The organism is Mariniflexile jejuense, from assembly GCF_042675665.1.
Taxonomy (GTDB): Bacteria; Bacteroidota; Bacteroidia; order Flavobacteriales; family Flavobacteriaceae; genus Mariniflexile; species Mariniflexile jejuense.
In genome coordinates, this window is sequence record NZ_JBHTJI010000001.1 from 1,331,197 (window position 1) to 1,348,412 (window position 17,216).

Below are 17,216 nucleotides of genomic sequence, written 5' to 3' on the forward strand. Positions count from 1 at the left end.
ATTGGATTTTTAATAAGTTACAAAAATAGTCATTATTAGATATAAAAAAAGGCATTACACTTAAGTAACACCTTTAAATATCAACAATTGTTAATCATTATTTTTTATGTCTAGATTCAGATGATACAGACAATTTCTTTCTACCCTTAGCTCTTCTACGAGCAAGTACTTTTCTTCCATTAGCAGAAGCCATTCTTTCTCTAAAACCGTGTTTGTTTCTTCTTTTTCTTTTTGATGGCTGAAATGTTCTTTTACTCATTATCTTATATCTTTAAAACTGAATTGTAAATTTTATTTATGATTTTAGGCTTCTTAAAAACCGAGGGCAAATATACAAAGCCTTTATTACTTTGGCAAATGTTATTTGAAAATATTTTGATATTTTTTTTTCGCCCTTAAAACGTGATTCAAAGCCATATATATTTAGCTAAAATACTTCCTTTTTTGTTAATTATCTATGAGTTAATTTTGATAAAAATTTAGTTTCTTTGCATACTAATTTAAATAAATAGGTATTAAAAATACCTATTCAACATTTCAAACAATACAAAATGTACAATAAAATTATAAAACTTATCATAGCTGCTGGTATTATAGCGTTTGCTATTTATCAATTTACTGAAGGAAACATTGGTAATGGTATCATGTTTATATTACTATCTTTAATATTTGTATTCTTATATTTTAAAAATGAATTTATTTTATTGGCATTTTTAAAATTACGCAAACAAGATTTTGAAGGTGCTAAAAAATGGTTAGATAAAATTAAAAATCCTGAAGCTGCTTTAGTTACTAAACAACAAGGGTATTATAATTATTTACATGGCTTAATGGTTTCTCAAACCAACATGAATGAAGCTGAAAAATTCTTTAAAAAAGCTGTTGAATTAGGCTTATCTATGGATCATGATATGGCAATGGCTAAATTAAACTTATCTGGTATTGCATTTTCTAAAAGAAGAAAATTAGAAGCTGAAAAATTACTTGCCGAAGCTCAAAAACTAGATAAACAAGGCATGCTAACAGACCAAATAAAAATGATGAAGGAAAACATGAAACGTGCTATGGGACCTCAACAACATTTTGGTGCTGGAGGTTCTATTAGAGCGCAAAAACGTAGAGGTTAATTTATTATTTATACACTCTCAATTCTATTATCAATATTTGGGTTTAATTCAATGAGTCTTTCTGTGAATGCTTGTTTATCTTTTGGTGAAACAACCACTGATTCAAATTTATTATAATAAATTTCTATTCTGTCAAATGAAGCAGCAGGAGAAGACATCAAGGTATTTGTTTTTGTGATTTTCTTAATCTTATTTATTTCGATTTGTTTTTTATAAAAAAATCCACATTTTATTTTTAAAATTTCTTTATCAATAACATATTCTGTGTTATGAAATAGATGAATTATAAAAGAAAAAACCACTACATTTATAACAACTCCTAATGTATTAAATACAAATTTTCCTTGAGCGAATAGCATCGGCAAAAACATTATAAAAAAAATAAACACCAATAACCCATAAGAAATTTTAGATTTATAAATTTTCATTTTATGGTTTCCAATTTTGAAGTCTATCTAAATACAAATAAGATTCTACAAATCTTCTATGATTTTTATTTGTCATTTTTTCAACTAAATTTAATGCTGAAATATAACTGGCTAAATTTCCGTTTGATGAACTAAACTTTCCATCTTCTGTATAACTTATTAAAGAGTCATTCTGTACAATAAGATTTGGATAATCTTTTTGAAGTTGTTCGCCACCACCAATCCACGTTACTATTTTTTTACCATCAGCAATTCCTGATGCTCCAATTAATTGTGCGCCACCACAATTGCTTACCACATATTTAGTTTCGGCATTCTTCTTTATTATAAAATTTATAATTGCTTTATTGTGTACTTGCGCATACATATCATAAGCACTTGGCACAAAAAGTGCCTCTAGTTTTGGGCAATTTTCAAAAGTATAATCAGGCACAAATTTTAAGCCTTCTTCTGTGGTTATTGAATTATTTGTTTCGCCAATGGTTACTACATTAAAAAGTTTTACCCCAGTTTCAGTTGGTTTTGAAAACACATCGGATGTTGCCGTTATTTCTGTTTGTAATACACCATTATACATTAATAAGCCTATTGTTGGTAATTCAGCTTTGAAAGGCTTTAGGTGTTTGGTTAAGGTATCTGTTTTCTCTTCTGTTGTTTTTAAAATTTCTACTTCAGGATTAGCTTTTGCTTTTGAATTACAGCTAGCTAAAATAATCATCAAAAAAAAGACGCTTAGTATGAGGTATAACTTCTTCATTATTACTAAAATTTGAATGAATTATTTGTAATACCCTTTTTCTGGAATTTCAATAGTATAGCTTTTTCTAGTTTTATTGTCTAGTTTAGGTTCTCTTAACCACGGATTATGAATTTTTAATATTTTGTAATTGATACCGTGTTCTTCGGCAAATTTTGTAAAATCGGGTATTTCTGTATTTACAGTAACTTTATGTGTTGGTATGTTGGTGTACAAATCTTTTTCTCTAAAATTAAAACCATATTTTGCTGGGTTTAATAAAATTTCTTTTAAAGCTACTATTCTAAAAATGTAACGACCTGTTTCTTCTCCTAATAATAAATCATAATAATTTTTAACATTTTGCTCTCTTAAGTATCTAGAAATTCCTCCGTTACCTGCATTGTATGCTGCCGCTGCCAAGGTCCATGAACCTAATTCTTCTTTCGATTTTAGTAAATATTTACAAGCTACTTCGGTAGATTTTTCTAAATGATACCGTTCATCAACATTATCATTCACTTCCAACCCGTTTTCTCGCCCTGTAGCTGGCATAATTTGCCAAACACCACGTGCGCCAGCTGGCGATACTGCATTTGTTAAACCACTTTCTATAACTGCTAAGTACTTAAAATCGTCTGGAATGCCGTTTTTAGCTAAAATAGGCTCTATAATTGGAAAGTATTTTTTAGCGCGTTTAAACATAAGTAAACCGTTAGATTGCCAGTAGGTATTTACCAATAATTCCTTGTCCATTCGTTCATAAATATCAGGACTTTTAAGCGGCATTGCTTCACCTGCAAAATCTAAATTATTTGGTATTTGAAGTGCGTAAACATTGTAATCGTTTATTAATTTTTTTTCAAAATTCTTGTCTGTTGGTGCTTCCTGTATGGCGTAAACAAATATGGCACATAAACTTAATAATCCCACAAACGCCAATAGTTTCTGTATAGTCTTCATTTTTAAAAAGTTTTATTTAAAGATAAATGATTTGTTTAGTTTTCTAAAATTATCCTTGGTAAATTTTCGTTAAACCACTTATACTTGTTAATAATCATAATGTGTGTTCCTCCTTCAATGGTAATACAGTTTGAAATATTTTTTATAGGAAATACCGCATCTTTATCTCCATGTATATGAATTATTTCTGGTAAATAATTTTCTTGTTGCCAACAAACCATCTGCTTAATAGCCCAACTTAAATAACGACTATCGTTTACCGACAAATATTTTTTGTACAACTCTAACCGCTTTGTTATGTTGCTTCCAAAAGCATATTTAGCAAAAAGCTCTATGTTACCTACTAATTGTGTTGGCAACAACTTGTATGCCATGGTTGTTTTTGCAAATAGCATTTTTTTAGGTAACTCACTTGTTTTTTTAACGCTAGAAACGATAATTAGTTTTTTAACCGTTATGTATTTGCACATTTCTTGTACCAAAACACCTCCAAAAGATACGCCTAACAAAACAATAGCATCATGCTTAATTTTAGATGTCATTCGCAATGCATACCTGCTAATTGTTTCATTTTTTAAAGGCAAAAACCACTCTAGATAATGAATTTCAAATTGAGTGTCGGGTAATTTTATATATTCAAAAATTTTAGGGCTTGCCGCCATACCTGGCATTAAATAAACATGTATTATATCTTTATGCATTCAAAACAACTTAAAAATGAAAAACTATAGTTCTAATAGTTTATTTTATAAGGGATTAACCACTAATTTACTTTTTATTAACGATTATTTTCCCTAATTTTGTATAACAAAGTTATATAAATAGCACTCACTATTTAAGATTCCATAAGAAGAAATAAAAAAACGTACTATGATTGATGCTGCAGAATTAATAGACAATGATTTTTTACGCCAATTTGAACTAAAAATTGACAACCACTTAGCTAAAATTGAATATTCACTACAGGAACGAAAGATTTTTTTAACTAAACTTATTATTCCAGATGAAATTAATGACGAAGGATTTTCTAAAGGATTTTTAGCTGCTGTTTTTGAACAAATTCAAGAACGCAATTTAAGTGTTGTACCTACAAGTCCTGAAATTGCTAAGTTTGTAAGGAGTAATAGAAAATACAAGCGTATGCTTCCTGTTGGAGTTAGAATTTAATTTCTTAATTAACAATTAGCAATAATATAGAATCTGAAGTTTATAGCTTCAGATTTTTTTTATTCAAAAATTATTGTTTAGTGTAAACTAACGTTAAATCTTTTGTAGCTATTACTTGAGTGAAATTTTCATTATAAATTTTAATAGCATTTGTAAAAACACGAGATAATGTATTACCGTTTACAGTTGCTACACCATCATTAATTAAAACCATATTGCCGTTTACTGTAAAATTTGATGCAAAACTTATAATGCCTTCTTGGTCGCATTCAACATTAAATAAATAGTTGTTTGAAGTACCGTTTACCAAAGCAATATTTATACTTGGGTTAAACGTATTATTTGAAGTAACAACACCATTCGTATCAAAAACCAAAGTTTCATTGTTTACACAATCTATTTCGTTTAAAATATTCGTGCTAATAATACCATCATTATTAATATCAAAACCATTGGCAATATTCCATTCGGTTAAAACCCAAACACCATTAATGGTATCATCATCTGCATCAGAAGAGCAACCAACTAATACTAAAGCAACTAATACTAAAGCTGAAATTATTCTTTTCATATTTGGGACAACTAAAAAGTTGCAATAAAAATATTAAGCTGAATTTAATTTGTGCTACATTTACCGATAAACGGAATATAATTCGGGTAATTTGTAAGTAATTTACAATTTTAATTGGAAAGTACTTCTGCAAAGTCAAACCTAACCAATCCATCTTCATCAATTTTAGTTAGTACAACTTCATGTAATGTATTTACTAATGCTGGATTCCAAGGTGCTTTAACTTTTACATAATTTTCTGTAAACCCGTTTATGTAGCCTTCTTTATTTTCGCTTTCAAACAATACGGTTCTGGTAGTTCCTAACTGACTTTCATAAAAAGCCCGACGCAATTTAACCGATAAACCACGAAGCATTTTACTGCGTTTGTTTCTAACATTCATTGACACAACACCTTCCATTTCGGCAGCTTCGGTATTATCGCGCTCAGAATATGTAAATACGTGTAAATAAGAAATATCCAGTGTATTTAAAAAGTTATAGGTTTCTAAAAAATGGTCGTCTGTTTCACCAGGAAAACCAACAATAACATCAACACCTATACAAGCTTGCGGCATTACTTCTTTTATTTTTGAAACACGATCTACATACAACTCTCGCATATAGCGACGTTTCATTTTTTTTAGAATCTCATTACTTCCACTTTGTAAAGGAATGTGAAAATGAGGCACAAAAGCTCTTGATTTTGAAACCAAATCGATGGTTTCATTTTTTAATAAATTAGGTTCGATAGATGAAATTCGCAAACGCTCGATGCCTTCAACTTTATCTAATTCGGTTACCAAATCTAAAAACGTGTGTTCGTGTTTTTTGTTACCAAATTCACCTTTACCATAATCGCCAATATTAACACCTGTTAAAACAATTTCTTTAATATTTTGAGCTGAAATTTCTTTGGCATTTTGGAGTACATTTTCCATAGTATCGCTTCGTGAAATACCACGAGCTAACGGAATGGTGCAATATGTACATTTGTAATCGCAACCATCTTGTACTTTTAAAAAAGCGCGCGTTCTATCGCCAATAGAATAGCTTCCAACGTAAAAATCGGCTTCTTCAATTTCGCATGAATGTACTTCACCAAAATCGTTTTTTGAAAGATCGTTTAAATAATCGGTAATCTTAAATTTCTCTGTAGCACCTAAAACTAAATCTACACCATCAACATCTGCCAATTCTTGCGGTTTTAATTGCGCATAACAACCTACAGCTGCTACAAATGCCTTTGGGTTTACTTTTTGTGCCTGTTTTACTATACTTTTAAAACGTTTGTCTGCATTTTCGGTTACTGAACAGGTATTAATTACATAAATATCTGCGACTTCAGAAAAATCTACACGATCAAAACCTTCATCTGAAAAACTTCTGGCTATTGTAGAAGTTTCAGAAAAATTAAGCTTACAACCTAATGTATAAAATGCAACTTTTTTTTGAGAATTCATTTCATTATTTAAAACGCTGCAAAGTTAATAAAAAAAGAGCGTTTCTAAATAGAAACGCTCTGAACAAAACAAATAGGTAATCCTTTCTGATAAATTTGAGAGACTAAATTGTTTATAATAGCAAAATAATCTTATTAATTTTTTTGACACAAGACTATTTTAAAAGTCACAATAAATTATTAAAGATTAAAAAAATTAGAAATAGATAATAAAAACTTTATTTTTGAATGCATTAAAAATATAAATGTGGCATATAAACATATTAAAGTTTTAAACTTTTTAATTTTAACTATCATATTTAGTTTGATAGTGTCCTGCAATAAAAACACTAAAAAATTAAACGATTTACTTGTTTTTAAATATAACGAGCATAAAAATATTGGTTCGTTAGATCCTGCATTTTCTAAAGATATTGCCGATATATGGGCTACAAACCAGTTATTTAATGGGTTAGCACAAATGGACGACCAATTAAACGTTAAACCATGCATAGCTAAAAGTTGGAGTATTTCTGAAGACGCACTAACCTACTCGTTTTTATTACGCAACGATGTGTATTTCCATAAAGACGCTTTATTTGGAAAAGATTCAACAAGAACAGTAGTTGCTAAAGATTTTGAATATAGCTTAAACAGACTTTTAGATAAGCAAGTTGCATCACCCGGAAGTTGGGTTTTAGAAAAAGTTGAAGGGTTTAAAGCTTTAAATGATACATTATTTGAAATAAAATTAAAACAACCTTTTCCTGCATTTTTGGGTTTATTAACTATGAAATATTGCTCGGTTGTTCCAAAAGAAATTGTAGAACATTATGGAAGCGATTTTAGATCGCACCCAATAGGTACTGGTCCATTTAAATTTAAGCGTTGGGAAGAAAACATAAAGTTGGTTTTTAGAAAAAATATCAACTATTTTGAAACTGATGAAAATGGTAAAAAACTACCATATTTAGAAGCTGTTGCAATTACGTTTTTACCCGATAAACAAAGTGAATTTTTACAATTTGCACAAGGCAACATCGATTTTGTTTCAGGCTTAGATGCGTCGTATAAAGATGAAATTTTAACAGCTAACGGGCAATTACGAAATTTGTATAAGAACGATGTAAACATGATTCGTGGTCCTTATTTAAACACAGAATATTTGGCATTTTATATGGATTCTGAAGTTCCTGAAATACAATCTGAACTTATTAGAAAAGCTGTAAACTATGGTTTTGACCGTAAAAAAATGATGATTTATTTACGTAATGGTGTTGGTATTCCTGCAAACGGCGGTTTTATACCAAAAGGATTACCGGGTTATAACGAAAGTATTGGTTTTGATTATCAACCTGAAAAAGCTAAGCAACTAATTGCGCAATTTAAAAAGGAAACCAAAATTCAAAATCCTGAAATTGCTATAACAACCACAAGCAATTATTTAAGTTTTTGCGAGTACATACAACGGGAACTTCAAAAAATTGGATTGATTGTTAATATTGATGTTATTCCTGCAGCCACATTAAAAGATGCTAAAGCAAATGGTAAACTAAACATTTTTAGAGCCAGTTGGGTTGCCGATTATCCGGATGCTGAAAATTATTTATCACTTTATTACAGCAAAAATTTTGCGCCAAACGGACCAAATTACACACATTTTAAAGACGCACAATTTGATGCTTGGTATGAAGAAGCATATACTATAACCGACACAAAAAAACGAGAACAACTTTATACAAAAATGGATAGTTTAGTGATGCAAAAAACACCCGTAGTTGTAATGTTTTATGATGAAGTTGTGCGTTTTACACGAAAAAATGTAAGCGGTTTAGGTATTAACCCTATAAACTTGTTGGAATTAAAAAAAGTAAAAAAAATAGCTAAATTCTAATTTAACTCTCCATAAGATTTTAAAACATCATCATCTTCTTCCGTGATTCCTAAAATGATTAAATACATAGATATTCCATAAAAAATAGTATTAAAAAAAGAAGGAAAAGGTAAAATTTTGTTAAACGTATTTACAGCGTTTATACTTTCTACTAAAACGAACAATAAACAACCAAAAAGCACATAAAAATAACTGAATTTTGAAAATTGAGCTTTTCTTAAATAGGCTAAATTCAACATTAATAAAGAAATAAACAACGTAATCAAACCAGGTATAAGAAATGCTTTCAGGTTTTTATAAATTAATGAAATTACAAAAGTAATACCCAAATAAACTATTATAGAAAAAGGAAACAACCTAGAAAATTCAAAATCTTCTTTACTTTTAAATTTTAAACAAAAAAACAATTTACCTACTGCAAAAAAAAGCATACTTAATACCAAAAAAACCTTATTTAAATAATTTAAAATCATAAAATCTCCTAAAAGAAAAAAAAACAATGCGAATACAACGTTTCGTTCTACTTTCTTCCTTTTATGTTTCATATTAATATAGTAGTAAGCTATTAATGAAATTAAAATCAAGGGTTTTGAAAAAAATCTATAATTGTTATTATTAAGGTATATTTTTATACAAACATCGATGAAAAGCACTGTTACAAAAACTACAGTAAATTTTATCTTATTAAGATAAATAGATTTAAGCATATTTTCTTTATAACATTGAATTTTCCCTCAATATAGCAAATATTTAATAGATTTTAAATTTAATTACTTTTGTGTTGAAACAAAATAGTACACATCATCATCACCTTTACCGCCATCTCTTTTTGATGAAAAATAGCCTGTTTTGGTGGTTGAATTTATAACCAAACAAAAATCATCTTGATTACTATTAATAAGTTCTGGAAGTTTTTCAGCTTTATCAAAGCTTCCATCTACATTCATTAGGCTTTTGTAAATATCAAAACCGCCAAAACCATTTGGTCTGTTTGAAGCAAAATATAAGGTATTATCGTCTGCAATAAACGGAAACATTTCTTTACTATACGAATTCACTTTGCTACCCAAGTTTTTAGGTTCGCTGTATGAATTATTTCCTAAAACATCTACTTTAAAAATATCCGAACCGCCTTTTGTTGTTTCCTTTCCGCCTCTTATGTTCGAGGTAAAATACAGGGTTTTTCCGTCGTTACTTAAAGCTGGATGTGCATAAGAATATTTTGGATTACAAAACGCTAAGGTTTTAAAATTTGTCCAACCAATTCCAGTTTTAAACTCGCCTACTTTTATTAAAAAGTTATCTTCTTCAATATTACTATTATCAATGGTAGTAGTAATAAATAGCTGTTTCCCGTTAGATGACATGGTGGCACTTGTTATATAGTTTATCTTCTGCTCAGGGTCTATTTCAATATTTTTTATGTTTTGAATTGTACCATTTTCAGAAAGTTCACCTTCAAAAATAGTAAGTATTGGATTGCCTTGATAGCGTTTTAATCTATCTTTTTTATCCAATAAATACGATGTGAAAATAATTTTTGAATTTGAAATTAACATCAAACCAAAATGTGGATATTCGGTGTTAATTTCAAGATTTTTAACAGCAAAATCATCGGTTTGAGAAAACCCTAAAATGCTGAATAGCGTAAAAACACAAACCAAAATTTTTTGCATATTTCAAATGGTTACAAACAAATATAACAATTTGAATTTAAACAGTTTATATTACCTATTCGCGTCTATACTTTTTTGTTTCTTCAAAAACGTGTTCTAAAATGGCTTTATCTTGGTCTGAAAACTCAATATTACGTCTAGACATTACAACTTCGGCAACTTCAAAAGCTTTTTTAGTTAAGTAAGTTGTAAAACCTCCATTACCACCCCAACTAAAACTTGGCACAAAATTTCTTGGGAAACCGCTTCCAAAAATATTAGCACTTACGCCTACAACTGTACCAGTATTAAACATGGTGTTAATACCACATTTACTATGGTCGCCCATCATAAGTCCGCAAAACTGCAAACCTGTTCTTGCAAAACTTTCGGTTTGGTAATCCCATAAACGGACTTCAGCATAATTATTTTTAAGGTTAGAATTGTTTGTATCTGCACCTAAATTACACCATTCGCCTAATACGGAATTTCCTAAAAACCCATCATGTCCTTTATTTGAATACCCAAAAATAACCGAATTATTAACTTCGCCACCCACTTTACTATGCGGTCCAACAGTGGTTGGTCCATAAATTTTAGCTCCTAATTTAATACCCGCACCTTCACATAACGCTAAAGGACCTCGAATTAGCGAACCTTCCATTATTTCAGTATTCTTTCCAATGTAAATAGGACCAGAACTTGCGTTAAGTGTTACAAATTCTAATTTAGCACCTTCTTCAATAAAAATATTTTCAGCAGCTATAACATTATTGCTAGATGGAATTGGTTTAGACACTCTTCCGTTTGTAATTAAATTAAAATCTTCTTGAATGGCTTCGCCGTTTTTTGAAAAAATGTCCCAAGTATTTTCAATTTTAAGAACATCATCATTAAATTCGATAGCTTCATATGTTTCAAAATCAACTTCATCTTGAGTCTCTTTTGAAAAAAATGCAATCACATCCTCATCTTTAAAAATAGCCTGATTATCTTTTAAACTTTTAATCATTTCAACCAATTCTAAATTTGGAAGGTATGATGCGTTTATCATTATATTTTCTTCCATTTCTACCATTGGATATTTATCAGATAAATAATCTTCAGTTACTGTAGTTGTTGTTGCATCTAAAAATAGTTCCCATTTTTCACGAATGGTAAGAATACCTATTCGTATATCGGCAACAGGTCGTGTGAATGTAAATGGTAATAAGTTATTTCGAGACGGACCATCAAAAAGAATATAGTTCATTTGGAAGTTAAAAGTTAAAGGTTAAAAGTTAAAAGTTGTTCATACTCTTAACAATAAACTTAAGTTTAAACAAAAATAGATGAATTAGACATAATAAAAAAGCCTTCCATATTAAATATAGAAGGCTTTTTATATAGTTTTTTAAGCTTATTTAGTAAACTTAGCGTATTTGTTTTTAAATTTATCAATACGTCCAGCAGTATCAACCAATTTAGATTTACCTGTGTAAAAAGGGTGAGAAGATCTTGAAATCTCCATTTTTACAAGCGGGTATTCAACACCATCAACTTCTAAAGTTTCTGTGGTTAATGCAGTAGATTTTGTTAAAAACACATCTTCGTTAGACATATCTTTGAATGCTACTATTCTATAATTTTCTGGATGTATATCTTTTTTCATCTGAATGATATTTATTTTTTTTATTCTGACAGATGCAACACTAAAAGTGTTTCATCGTTTAAAGCTTTAATTCTTTTCAATTTTGGAAGTGCAAAAATAAGCATTTTTTACAATTTCGCAATACTTTTTTATATTTTTTATTTACAACAAAAATGTAACGTTTTATTATATTTGAATACTAACTACATTAACTAACACAAAAATATATAATTATGGAAAAATCTTTAAAATCAATCGCAACTAATTATGGCTTATACCTTGGTATTTTATTAGCGTTACTAACTGTTATTTCGTATGCAATTAACATTGAATTATTAACATATACATGGTACGGTATTTTTATTTTAATTGCTATTGTTGCTTTTGGAATTGTTTCGGTAGCAAAAATAAAGCAGGCTCAAAATGGTTTTGCAAGTTTTAAAGAATCTTTTTCTGCTTATTTTATAACTGTTTTAATCGGATTGATAATAAGTACAGTAGTGTCATACTTAATTTTCAATTTTATAGATACCGAGGCTGCTGGAATTTTAAAAGAAAAAACCGTTGAAAAAACAGTGCAAATGATGAAAAGCTTTAATGCACCAAATGAAGCTATTGCTGAAGCTGTTGAAAAAATTGAATCTCAAAATCAATTTAGTATAGGTGGCATTTTAAAAGGTTTAGCTGCTTATTTAGTGTTTTTTAGCGTTATTGGCTTAATAGTTGCCGCAGCTATGAAAAAAAGTAAACCCGACACCGAATAATTTCTGTATTTTTGAAGCATCAACTATTTGAAAGCTTTTAAATGAACATATCAGTAGTTATTCCACTACTTAACGAACAAGATTCTATAAACGAATTACACGATTGGATTGTAAAAGTGATGCAGTCCAATCATTTTTCATACGAAATCATTTTTATTGATGATGGCAGTACTGATGATTCGTGGAAAACAATCAATAATCTTTCTACACAAAACCAAAATGTAAAAGGTATTCGGTTTTTAAAAAACTTTGGTAAATCGCAAGCGCTTCATGCTGGTTTTGAAAAAGCTGTGGGCGATGTTGTTATTACTATGGATGCCGATTTACAAGACAATCCAGACGAAATTCCGGATCTTTATAACATGATTACTACAGACGGTTTCGATTTAGTTTCGGGCTGGAAAAAGAAACGTTACGACTCGGTAATTGCAAAAAATTTACCCTCAAAATTATTTAATTGGGCAGCAAGAAAAACATCGGGTGTAAAACTTCACGATTTTAATTGTGGTTTAAAAGCTTACAAACTAGACGTTGTTAAAAACATTGATGTAAATGGTGAAATGCACCGTTACATTCCTGTATTGGCTAAAAATGCTGGGTTTATAAAAATAACCGAGAAAATTGTTCAGCATCAAGCCAGAAAATATGGTGTTACTAAATTTGGCATGAACCGTTTTATTAATGGCTTTCTAGATTTAATTACCATTTGGTTTTTATCGCGTTTTGGCAAACGCCCAATGCATTTATTTGGTGCCTTAGGATTCATTATGTTTGCAATCGGTTTTGGTTTTGCACTTTATTTAGGCATCGATAAATTATTTTTAAATAAAACCGGAAGGCTTATAACCGAGCGTCCACAATTCTACATATCGCTTTCTACCATGATTATTGGTACACAATTTTTTGTTGCTGGTTTTTTGGGTGAAATTATTTTACGCACAAAACAAGATAAAAAACGCTATTTAGTTAAAGAAGAATTGAATTTAAATTAATAACTTTAAAAACAGTTTCACCACCTTCAAAATAACATTCATTTAAAACCTATTTTTTTGCATTTGTTTACTTTTGAAGTTTATTATTTAAGACATTATGATACACATTGAACCAAAAATTTTAGAGCGCATTAACTCTTGGCTAACCCCTACTTTTGATGAAGAAACTCAATCTTTAATTAAAAACAGTATTGCAAACAACCCAAAAGACATTCAAGAAAGTTTTTATAAAGACTTGGAGTTTGGTACTGGTGGTATGCGAGGCGTTATGGGTGTTGGCACCAACCGTATCAATAAATATACGCTAGGGAAAAGTACGCAAGGTTTAAGTAATTATCTACACAAATCGTTTCCAAATGAAACACCAAAAGCTGTTATAGCTTATGATTGCAGAAATAATAGCAAATCGCTTGCAAAAGTAGTTGCCGATGTGTTTTCAGCAAATGGCATTGAAGTTTATTTGTTTGAAGATTTGCGTCCAACACCAGAATTATCATTCGCCGTAAAACATCTAAATTGCCATTGTGGTATCGTTTTAACAGCTTCTCACAATCCACCAGAATATAATGGCTACAAAGTATATTGGCAAGATGGCGGGCAATTAGTACCACCTCAAGATGGTGAAATAATTAAAGTAATTGATAGCTTACAATATTCCGATATTAAATTTGAAGCCAATAATTCATTAATTAAATATATAGGAAAAGAAGTTGATGATGCTTTTATTAACGAATCGGTTAAAAATGCAAACTTTAACACTTCAATAGAAGCTAAAAATGATTTAACTATTGTATTCACATCGCTTCACGGAACGTCTATAACTGCAGTTCCTGAAACATTGACACGTGCTGGTTTCAAAAATGTTCATATTGTTAAAGAGCAAGAAGTACCTAACGGAAATTTCCCAACAGTAGCATCGCCAAACCCAGAAGAACCTGCCGCTTTAAAAATGGCATTAGAACTAGCTGAAAAAGTGAATGCTGATATTGTAATAGGTACCGATCCAGATTGCGACCGTTTAGGTGTTGCCGTTAGAAATTCTGAAAACCAATTGCAGTTACTTAACGGAAACCAAACCATGTTAATGATGACAGATTTCCTATTAAAACAATGGAAAGCTGAAGGCAAAATAAATGGTAATCAATTTATTGCCTCAACCATCGTTTCAACACCTATGCTAAACAAACTTGCTGAAGCTTATAATGTAGAAAGTAAAATTGTATTAACAGGTTTTAAATGGATTGCAAAACTTATTAAAGATTTCCCAGAACTTGATTTTATTGGTGGTGGCGAAGAAAGTTTTGGCTTTATGGTAGGCGATTTTGTACGCGATAAAGATGCTGTTACTTCTACCTTATTAGCTTGTGAAATTGCTGCAGTTACAAAAGCAAATGGCAGTTCTTTTTACAACGAACTTTTAAACCTTTATGTAGAACACGGTTGTTATAAAGAAAAATTAGTATCACTAACTAAAAAAGGTATTGAAGGCGCTCAAGAAATTACACAAATGATGGTTGATGCACGCGAAAATCCTTTAAAAGTTGTAAATGGTTGCAAGGTTTTAAAAATTGAAGATTATGAGTTATCAACCTCTAAAAATATTATTACAGGCGAAACATCTTCTATCAATATTCCAAAATCGAACGTAATTATTTATTATTTAGAAGATGGTAGTCAAGTTGCTTTAAGACCAAGTGGTACAGAGCCAAAAATAAAATTCTACGTAAGTGTAAATACAAAATTAAATTCTGTTACCGATTTTAGTAAAACAGAAAGCATACTAGACACAAAAGCCGAAGCCATTTTAAAAGATATGAAGTTAATATAATAACCCGTATCTTTGTTAAAAATTTACATGCTTTTATGGTTTCATAAAAGCATGTTTTATAAACAGACAAATCGTATTTAATGAATCAGTTTTTAAACATCCTAAAGTATGCAAAGCCTTATAAAAAACATGCTGTAGGACACATTATATCAAACGTATTATATGCCTTATTTGGAGCTTTATCCTTTATTGCGCTAATACCCATGCTTGATATTTTATTTGAAAAAAATCAAAAAAAACAAATTATAAAACCAGTTTATGAAGGTATTTCTTCATTAAAAGACTTTTATAAAGATTATTTAGCATATCAAGTAAATGCATATGCCGAAAACGACCCTCAAAAAGCACTTCTTCTGGTAGTTAGTCTTATAATAGCTTTATTTTTATTAAAAAATATCTTTGGTTATTTAGCAAATTACTTCATGGTTTTTTTAAGAAATGGTGTTGTTAGAGACTTAAGAAACAAAGTGTACCAAAAAACTGTAGAATTACCACTTTCATATTTCTCTGAACAAAAAAAAGGCGATATCATGTCGCGTGTTACTGGCGATATTAATACGTTACAATATTCAATGCTACCCGTTTTAGAACTTATAGCAAGAGAACCATTAACCATCATTTTCACTATAATTATGATGGTTTTAATCAGTTTAAAGCTAACCATGTTTGTATTCATATTTATTCCATTATCTGGTTTAATTATTTCGCGAATTGGTAGAAGTTTAAAACGTAAATCTAATCGTGTTCAATCAGAACAAGGTATTATTTTGTCAATTTTAGAAGAAACCTTAACAGGACTTCGCATTATAAAAGGTTTTAATGCTGAAGAAAAATTTATAAACAAATTTGAAGAATCATCAACTCGCTCATATCATTTTTCAAATAAATTATTTAACAGGCAAAACTTAGCATCACCTACCAGCGAATTTTTAGGCATCATGGTTATATCTATTTTATTGTGGTATGGTGGTCAGTTAGTATTGGTTGATAATTCGCTTGATGGTAGTTCGTTTATTGCATATATGGGTTTAGCCTATAATATAATGGTACCAGCAAAAGCAATTTCAAGAGGTCTTTATAACATAAAACAAGGTGATGCAGCTGCAGAACGTATTCAAGAAATTCTTGATACACCAAATCCTTTAAAAGACAAAGAAAACGCCATTACCAAAACGGGATTCGATTCAGAAATAGTATTTAATAACATTTCATTCAGGTATGAAAAAGAAAACGTTCTAAAAAATTTCTCGTTAACCATTCCTAAAGGAAAAACAGTAGCATTGGTTGGGCAATCTGGAAGTGGAAAATCAACCATTGCTAATTTAATTACTCGTTTTTATGATGTAAATGAAGGCAGTATATTAATTGATGGGATAAACATTAAAGACCTGTCAACCAAATCATTACGCCAACAATTAGGCATTGTTACACAAGATGCTATTCTATTTAACGATAGCATAAAAAATAACTTGAAACTTGGAAACGAAAATGCTACCGATGAAGCAATTATTGAAGCATTAAAAGTTGCCAATGCTTGGGAATTTGTAAAAGACCTACCAAACGGTATTGAAACTAATATTGGTGATGCTGGAAACAAACTTTCTGGCGGACAAAAACAACGTTTAAGTATTGCTCGCGCCGTTTTAAAAAGTCCTCCTATTATGGTTTTAGATGAAGCTACCTCTGCGCTTGATACCGAAAGTGAACGCTTGGTACAAGTTGCTTTAGAAAACATGATGAAAAACAGAACCTCAATAGTTATTGCTCACAGACTTTCAACTATTCAAAATGCTGATGAAATTGTGGTACTTAACAAAGGTGAAATTGTTGAAAAAGGAAAACATGCCGAACTAATTTCTAAAAAAGGCGTTTACCAAAAACTTGTAGAAATGCAAAGTTTTGAATAAAAAACCAAAACTATTAAAAAATAAAAAAGGATAGAGATTTGGAGCTTCTATCCTTTTTTTTGTTCAGTTAGACTTGGGGACGACTAACAACATAAGTAGGTTTCTACAGCAAACTTAATACAAAAAACAATAGT

At 30.0% G+C, this 17,216-nt stretch carries 18 protein-coding genes; 7 read left to right on the top strand and 11 right to left on the bottom strand.

Going from position 1 to position 17,216, the window contains the following annotated elements; genetic code table 11:
* Nucleotides 1–97: 97 nt before the first annotated feature.
* Nucleotides 98–259, bottom strand: a complete 162-nt coding sequence (rpmH, locus tag ACFQ1R_RS05735; protein ID WP_038527912.1) for a 50S ribosomal protein L34 — start codon at nucleotides 257–259, stop codon at nucleotides 98–100.
* Between the two features lie 292 nt (nucleotides 260–551).
* On the opposite strand from rpmH, the gene ACFQ1R_RS05740 reads away from it, so the two are divergent.
* Complete coding sequence (locus ACFQ1R_RS05740) at nucleotides 552–1,127, top strand: DUF2892 domain-containing protein (protein ID WP_379925167.1); 576 nt, start codon at nucleotides 552–554, stop codon at nucleotides 1,125–1,127.
* Between the two features lie 8 nt (nucleotides 1,128–1,135).
* Here the strand turns inward: ACFQ1R_RS05740 and ACFQ1R_RS05745 are convergent, their stop codons facing one another.
* From ACFQ1R_RS05745 to ACFQ1R_RS05760, 4 genes are read right to left on the bottom strand one after another with little or no spacing between them, the layout of a single operon-like run.
* Nucleotides 1,136–1,555 carry a PH domain-containing protein gene (locus tag ACFQ1R_RS05745; RefSeq protein WP_379925168.1) on the bottom strand — a complete coding sequence of 140 codons (420 nt, stop codon included), beginning with the start codon at nucleotides 1,553–1,555 and terminating at the stop codon, nucleotides 1,136–1,138.
* 1 nt (nucleotide 1,556) lies between these two features.
* The gene (locus ACFQ1R_RS05750; protein WP_379925169.1) at nucleotides 1,557–2,312 is read right to left on the bottom strand and encodes a DJ-1/PfpI family protein; all 756 of its coding nucleotides are present in this window, start codon (nucleotides 2,310–2,312) and stop codon (nucleotides 1,557–1,559) included.
* A gap of 21 nt (nucleotides 2,313–2,333) precedes the next feature.
* Nucleotides 2,334–3,254, bottom strand: coding sequence for a lytic transglycosylase domain-containing protein (locus tag ACFQ1R_RS05755; RefSeq protein ID WP_379925170.1), 921 nt, complete (start codon nucleotides 3,252–3,254; stop codon nucleotides 2,334–2,336).
* Between the two features lie 35 nt (nucleotides 3,255–3,289).
* Nucleotides 3,290–3,955: an alpha/beta hydrolase gene (locus ACFQ1R_RS05760; RefSeq protein ID WP_379925171.1), complete on the bottom strand. Its 666-nt coding sequence runs from the start codon at nucleotides 3,953–3,955 to the stop codon at nucleotides 3,290–3,292.
* 169 nt (nucleotides 3,956–4,124) lie between these two features.
* On the opposite strand from ACFQ1R_RS05760, the gene ACFQ1R_RS05765 reads away from it, so the two are divergent.
* The gene (locus ACFQ1R_RS05765) at nucleotides 4,125–4,421 is read left to right on the top strand and encodes an N-acetyltransferase (protein WP_379925172.1); all 297 of its coding nucleotides are present in this window, start codon (nucleotides 4,125–4,127) and stop codon (nucleotides 4,419–4,421) included.
* A 70-nt stretch (nucleotides 4,422–4,491) separates the two neighbouring features.
* Here ACFQ1R_RS05765 and ACFQ1R_RS05770 read toward each other — a convergent pair whose 3' ends face one another.
* Together ACFQ1R_RS05770 and mtaB are read right to left on the bottom strand one after the other, a co-directional pair.
* Nucleotides 4,492–4,992, bottom strand: coding sequence for a hypothetical protein (locus ACFQ1R_RS05770; protein ID WP_379925173.1), 501 nt, complete (start codon nucleotides 4,990–4,992; stop codon nucleotides 4,492–4,494).
* A gap of 110 nt (nucleotides 4,993–5,102) precedes the next feature.
* Nucleotides 5,103–6,434 (bottom strand): tRNA (N(6)-L-threonylcarbamoyladenosine(37)-C(2))-methylthiotransferase MtaB, encoded by a 1,332-nt coding sequence (mtaB, locus tag ACFQ1R_RS05775; RefSeq protein WP_379925174.1) that lies wholly within the window; start codon nucleotides 6,432–6,434, stop codon nucleotides 5,103–5,105.
* 246 nt (nucleotides 6,435–6,680) lie between these two features.
* Here mtaB and ACFQ1R_RS05780 point away from each other — a divergent pair, with 246 nt between their 5' ends.
* Nucleotides 6,681–8,306 carry an ABC transporter substrate-binding protein gene (locus ACFQ1R_RS05780; protein ID WP_379925175.1) on the top strand — a complete coding sequence of 542 codons (1,626 nt, stop codon included), beginning with the start codon at nucleotides 6,681–6,683 and terminating at the stop codon, nucleotides 8,304–8,306.
* Here the strand turns inward: ACFQ1R_RS05780 and ACFQ1R_RS05785 are convergent.
* From ACFQ1R_RS05785 to ACFQ1R_RS05800, 4 genes are all read right to left on the bottom strand, one after another.
* Entirely contained in the window at nucleotides 8,303–9,013 is a 711-nt protein-coding gene (locus ACFQ1R_RS05785; protein ID WP_379925176.1) for a lysoplasmalogenase family protein, read from the bottom strand. The genes ACFQ1R_RS05780 and ACFQ1R_RS05785 overlap by 4 nt on opposite strands.
* A 63-nt stretch (nucleotides 9,014–9,076) precedes the next feature.
* Entirely contained in the window at nucleotides 9,077–9,982 is a 906-nt protein-coding gene (locus ACFQ1R_RS05790; protein WP_379925177.1) for a TolB family protein, read from the bottom strand.
* A 55-nt stretch (nucleotides 9,983–10,037) separates the two neighbouring features.
* Nucleotides 10,038–11,213, bottom strand: coding sequence for a GlmU family protein (locus ACFQ1R_RS05795; protein WP_379925178.1), 1,176 nt, complete (start codon nucleotides 11,211–11,213; stop codon nucleotides 10,038–10,040).
* A gap of 147 nt (nucleotides 11,214–11,360) precedes the next feature.
* A complete protein-coding gene (locus ACFQ1R_RS05800) occupies nucleotides 11,361–11,612 on the bottom strand; it encodes a type B 50S ribosomal protein L31 (RefSeq protein WP_379925180.1) in 252 nt (83 codons plus the stop codon).
* Between the two features lie 212 nt (nucleotides 11,613–11,824).
* On the opposite strand from ACFQ1R_RS05800, the gene ACFQ1R_RS05805 reads away from it, so the two are divergent.
* The 4 genes from ACFQ1R_RS05805 (at nucleotide 11,825) to ACFQ1R_RS05820 (ending at nucleotide 17,082) form a co-directional block, all read left to right on the top strand.
* Nucleotides 11,825–12,355, top strand: coding sequence for a DUF4199 domain-containing protein (locus ACFQ1R_RS05805; RefSeq protein WP_379925181.1), 531 nt, complete (start codon nucleotides 11,825–11,827; stop codon nucleotides 12,353–12,355).
* Nucleotides 12,356–12,396: 41 nt separating this feature from the next.
* A complete protein-coding gene (locus ACFQ1R_RS05810; protein ID WP_379925182.1) occupies nucleotides 12,397–13,347 on the top strand; it encodes a glycosyltransferase family 2 protein in 951 nt (316 codons plus the stop codon).
* A 97-nt stretch (nucleotides 13,348–13,444) separates the two neighbouring features.
* On the top strand, nucleotides 13,445–15,175 hold the full coding sequence (locus ACFQ1R_RS05815; protein ID WP_379925183.1) for a phospho-sugar mutase: 1,731 nt from the start codon (nucleotides 13,445–13,447) through the stop codon (nucleotides 15,173–15,175).
* Between the two features lie 80 nt (nucleotides 15,176–15,255).
* Nucleotides 15,256–17,082, top strand: a complete 1,827-nt coding sequence (locus tag ACFQ1R_RS05820) for an ABC transporter ATP-binding protein (protein WP_379925184.1) — start codon at nucleotides 15,256–15,258, stop codon at nucleotides 17,080–17,082.
* Nucleotides 17,083–17,216 lie beyond the last annotated feature (134 nt).

Bases quoted from the DNA above. Each gene is read 5' to 3' on its own strand.
- ACFQ1R_RS05745 (WP_379925168.1), bottom strand. From the start codon at position 1,555: ATGAAAATTTATAAATCTAAAATTTCTTATGGGTTATTGGTGTTTATT.
- ACFQ1R_RS05760 (WP_379925171.1), bottom strand. From the start codon at position 3,955: ATGCATAAAGATATAATACATGTTTATTTAATGCCAGGTATGGCGGCA.
- ACFQ1R_RS05755 (WP_379925170.1), bottom strand. From the start codon at position 3,254: ATGAAGACTATACAGAAACTATTGGCGTTTGTGGGATTATTAAGTTTA.
- ACFQ1R_RS05765 (WP_379925172.1), top strand. From the start codon at position 4,125: ATGATTGATGCTGCAGAATTAATAGACAATGATTTTTTACGCCAATTT.
- ACFQ1R_RS05815 (WP_379925183.1), top strand. From the start codon at position 13,445: ATGATACACATTGAACCAAAAATTTTAGAGCGCATTAACTCTTGGCTA.
- ACFQ1R_RS05805 (WP_379925181.1), top strand. From the start codon at position 11,825: ATGGAAAAATCTTTAAAATCAATCGCAACTAATTATGGCTTATACCTT.
- ACFQ1R_RS05750 (WP_379925169.1), bottom strand. From the start codon at position 2,312: ATGAAGAAGTTATACCTCATACTAAGCGTCTTTTTTTTGATGATTATT.
- ACFQ1R_RS05790 (WP_379925177.1), bottom strand. From the start codon at position 9,982: ATGCAAAAAATTTTGGTTTGTGTTTTTACGCTATTCAGCATTTTAGGG.
- ACFQ1R_RS05770 (WP_379925173.1), bottom strand. From the start codon at position 4,992: ATGAAAAGAATAATTTCAGCTTTAGTATTAGTTGCTTTAGTATTAGTT.
- ACFQ1R_RS05820 (WP_379925184.1), top strand. From the start codon at position 15,256: ATGAATCAGTTTTTAAACATCCTAAAGTATGCAAAGCCTTATAAAAAA.
- ACFQ1R_RS05785 (WP_379925176.1), bottom strand. From the start codon at position 9,013: ATGCTTAAATCTATTTATCTTAATAAGATAAAATTTACTGTAGTTTTT.
- ACFQ1R_RS05740 (WP_379925167.1), top strand. From the start codon at position 552: ATGTACAATAAAATTATAAAACTTATCATAGCTGCTGGTATTATAGCG.
- ACFQ1R_RS05795 (WP_379925178.1), bottom strand. From the start codon at position 11,213: ATGAACTATATTCTTTTTGATGGTCCGTCTCGAAATAACTTATTACCA.
- ACFQ1R_RS05810 (WP_379925182.1), top strand. From the start codon at position 12,397: ATGAACATATCAGTAGTTATTCCACTACTTAACGAACAAGATTCTATA.
- ACFQ1R_RS05800 (WP_379925180.1), bottom strand. From the start codon at position 11,612: ATGAAAAAAGATATACATCCAGAAAATTATAGAATAGTAGCATTCAAA.
- mtaB (WP_379925174.1), bottom strand. From the start codon at position 6,434: ATGAATTCTCAAAAAAAAGTTGCATTTTATACATTAGGTTGTAAGCTT.
- rpmH (WP_038527912.1), bottom strand. From the start codon at position 259: ATGAGTAAAAGAACATTTCAGCCATCAAAAAGAAAAAGAAGAAACAAA.